Annotated in this window: 2 protein-coding genes and 1 pseudogene; 2 read left to right on the forward strand and 1 reads right to left on the reverse strand. The window is 64.6% G+C overall.

Annotated features, from left to right (window positions below; genetic code table 11):
• A pseudogene (locus AYJ54_RS52240) lies at positions 1–452 on the forward strand (IS110 family transposase); the annotation flags it as partial.
• Between the two features lie 129 nt (positions 453–581).
• Here AYJ54_RS52240 and galU read toward each other — a convergent pair.
• Positions 582–1,457, reverse strand: coding sequence for a UTP--glucose-1-phosphate uridylyltransferase GalU (galU, locus tag AYJ54_RS11315; protein WP_063699006.1), 876 nt, complete (start codon positions 1,455–1,457; stop codon positions 582–584).
• 204 nt (positions 1,458–1,661) lie between these two features.
• Between galU and AYJ54_RS11320 the strand changes: the two genes are divergently transcribed.
• Positions 1,662–3,041 (forward strand): lytic murein transglycosylase, encoded by a 1,380-nt coding sequence (locus AYJ54_RS11320; protein ID WP_201724170.1) that lies wholly within the window; start codon positions 1,662–1,664, stop codon positions 3,039–3,041.
• Positions 3,042–3,347: the final 306 nt, after the last annotated feature.

Consider the following 3,347-nt stretch of genomic DNA (forward strand, 5'->3'; position numbering starts at 1 on the left):
GTGCTTCGCAAGCGGCTGAGCCGCAAGGCGATGCGGGCGTTTTTTGCCAAGCTGCCGCCGACGGTGGTGGCGATCGAGGCCTGCGGGGCCGCCCACCACCTGGCGCGAGAGCTTGGCAAGCTGGGGCACACGGCCAAGCTGATCGCGCCGCAATTGGCGAAGCCCTAGTGCCGCGCAACAAGAACGACGGCCGCGATGCGGAGGGTCTGTGCGAGGCGGCGAGCCGGCCGCGGATGCGGTATGTGCCGGTGAAGACGGCGGAGCAGCAGGCTGCGCTGATGCTGCTGGGCGTCCGCGAACAACTGGTCATGCGCCGCACGCAGCTGAGCAACACGATCCGCGGTCATGCAGCGGAGTTCGGTCTGACCGAAGCCAAGGGGCTGGACAAGCTCGCCGCGTTCCTGGCCGCGATCGGGCAGGACGACCGCGTGCCGGCCTTGGCCCGCGAGCTCTTGTGCCACGGGGGCCGTCCACATATGGGTCCCGGATCGGCGCTCACTTCGTTCGCTTGTCCGGGACGACGTTGGGGAGGCGTAGCGCCGCACAGCGTCGGCGATGACGCGGGGGCAAACAGCCTTCCGCTACTGCCCCAGATACTTTTTCATCTCCGCGATCAGCCCGTCACGCAACTCGGGGCGCTTCAGGCCGTAGGCGATGTTGGCGCGCAGGAAGCCGGCCTTCGAGCCGCAATCATGGCGCTCGCCCTCGAACTCGACGCCGTAGAACTTTTGCGTCTTGGCGAGCCCGATCATGGCGTCGGTGAGCTGGATCTCGCCGCCGGCGCCGCGCTCTTGCGTCTCCAGGATCTTGAAAATCTCCGGCTGGAGAATGTAGCGGCCGGTGATCGACAGATTGGAGGGCGCCGTTCCCTTCGGCGGCTTCTCGACCATGCCCTCAACCTCGAACATCTTGCCGTTGCGCTTTCCGACGCCGCAGATGCCATATTGATGGGTCAGGTGGTCGGGCACCGCCTCGACCGCGATCAGGTTGGATTTCTCACCGAGCGTCGCCGCCGTCTCGATCATCTGCTTGAGGCAGCCGGGCGTGTTGAGCACGAGCTCGTCGGGCAGCACGACCGCAAACGGCTCGTTACCGACGATGTCGCGCGCGCACCAGACCGCGTGTCCGAGGCCGAGCGGCGCCTGCTGGCGGGTGAAGCTGACGGCGCCGGCATCCGGCTGGTTCTGCGTCAGAATCTCCTGCTCTGCCTTCTTGCCGCGCGCGGCCAGCGTGGTGTCGAGCTCGAACATTCGGTCGAAATGGTCTTCGATGACGTTCTTGTTGCGGCCGGTCACGAAGATGAAATGCTCAATGCCGGCTTCCTTGGCCTCGTCATAGACATACTGGATCAGCGGCTTGTCGACGATGGTCAGCATCTCCTTCGGCATCGCCTTGGTGGCGGGCAGGACACGGGTGCCGAGGCCGGCGACCGGGAATACAGCTTTGCGGATTTTCATGGGATTGATCGAATACCTTGAGAGAGGCGTGAACGAAGCAATGAGTGCTTGCTAGACGGTTTGCAGCCGCTAACAAAGGCGGATGTAGGGCCCTTGCCCCGCGGATTTGATGACAAGTCCGCCTACAAAACTTCACCTTTGTTAAGATATTGGCAACCGTAACGGGGCCTCCTGAAGGCAGATTCTTGGCCGGACGGGTAGGACATGAGGCAATCAGTGGCAGGGATGGCGAAATTCGCGGGATCTTTGACCGGCGCAACAATGCTTGCGGCCGCGCTGCTGTTCCCTACCCTCGCGCATGCGCAGGCCCAGAATGGCCTGTCGAATTTGTTCGGCGGCATTTTTTCCGGATCGAACCCGGCGCCGTCGCAGGCCCTGCCCGGCGGCGCCCAACCCTGGAGCGGCGAGGACGGCGCCTCCGGCCATCCGCTGATGACGGCGACCGCGATCCGCGAGGCGGCGGCCAATTTCGACAATTGCGTTGCCGCCATGTGGCCTGATGCCGCACGGCGCGGCATCACGCAGGAGAATTTTCAGCGCTTCACCGCGGGCCTTTCGCCCGATCTTCGCATCATGGACCTCCTGGACTCGCAGCCGGAGTTCACCAAATCGATCTGGGACTACCTCGACATCCTCGTCAACGACAACCGACTCGCCAAGGGCCGCGAGATCCTCGCCAAGTACAAGGCGCAGTTCGACGCGACCGAAAAGGCCTACGGCGTCGACCGCTACATCGTCGCCGCGATCTGGGGCATCGAGTCCAACTACTCGACGCAGATGGGCGACCGCAGCGTGCTGCAATCGACCGCGACGCTTGCCTGCATCGGCCGACGCCAGGCCTATTTCAAGGACGAATTCCTCTCCGCGCTGGAGATCCTCAACCGTGGCGATCTGAACCCTGAACAGATGCGCGGCTCCTGGGCCGGTGCCTTCGGCCCGACGCAGTTCATGCCGACCGCGTTCAAACGCTACGCCGTGGATGGGGACGGCGACGGACGGCGCGACGTGGTCGACGATCCCTCCGACCTGATCGCCTCCACCGCCAACAATCTGAAGAAGGATGGCTGGCAGGCCGGCCAGACCTGGGGCTACGAGGTCGTCGTGCCGAAGGGCTTCAACTACATGCTGGCCGATCGCGCCAAGGTGATGACGATCGCACAATGGGAGAAGCTCGGGATCACCCGTCCGAGCCAGCAGCCGTTCACGCATCCGGGCGAGAAGGCCTATCTGCTGGCGCCCGCCGGCGCCGAGGGGCCAGGCTTCCTGATGCTCCAGAATTACCGGGTCATCATGAAATACAATCCGGCCGAAGCCTATGCGCTGGCGATCGGCCATTTCGCCGACCGCCTGCGCGGCGGCCAGCCCTTCGTGCAGCCCTGGCCCCGGCAGGAACGGGAACTGTCCCGTGCCGAACGGCTGGAATTGCAGCAGCTGCTCTCCCAGCGCGGCTTCTACAAGGGCACCCCGGACGGCCAGTTCGGCGGCCAGACCCGGGAGGCGCTCCGCAACTTCCAGGCCTCGATCGGGGCGCCGGCGGACGGATTCGCCTCCTCCGACATGCTGGAACGGCTGCGCGGGCGGTAAAATCGCGCCGAAAGTAACGCTGAAGGGGAATTTTGCCGGCCGCCCTTGACGGGCACGGCCGATCCCCGGTGTATGGCTCAAAAATCCGCAAGAGAATCTGCCCGTTTGCGGCCCGATTCCGTTATTATATCGAGCCTATTCCGATCCCCGTTGCGCGGGCCAGAGATCGCATGTCGAAGCCAAAGTCCCTGTTCAAGGCGCTGACCGAGACCGGCCCGTTGATCGCGCTGGGGACGGCGCTTGCGATCCTGGTCTCAGTCGCGGGGCCCGCTTCGGCGCAGTTCTTCAACTTCCCCGGCTTCGGCG

The sequence above is a fragment of the Bradyrhizobium centrolobii genome (genome assembly GCF_001641635.1).
GTDB classification, from domain to species: domain Bacteria; phylum Pseudomonadota; class Alphaproteobacteria; order Rhizobiales; family Xanthobacteraceae; genus Bradyrhizobium; species Bradyrhizobium centrolobii.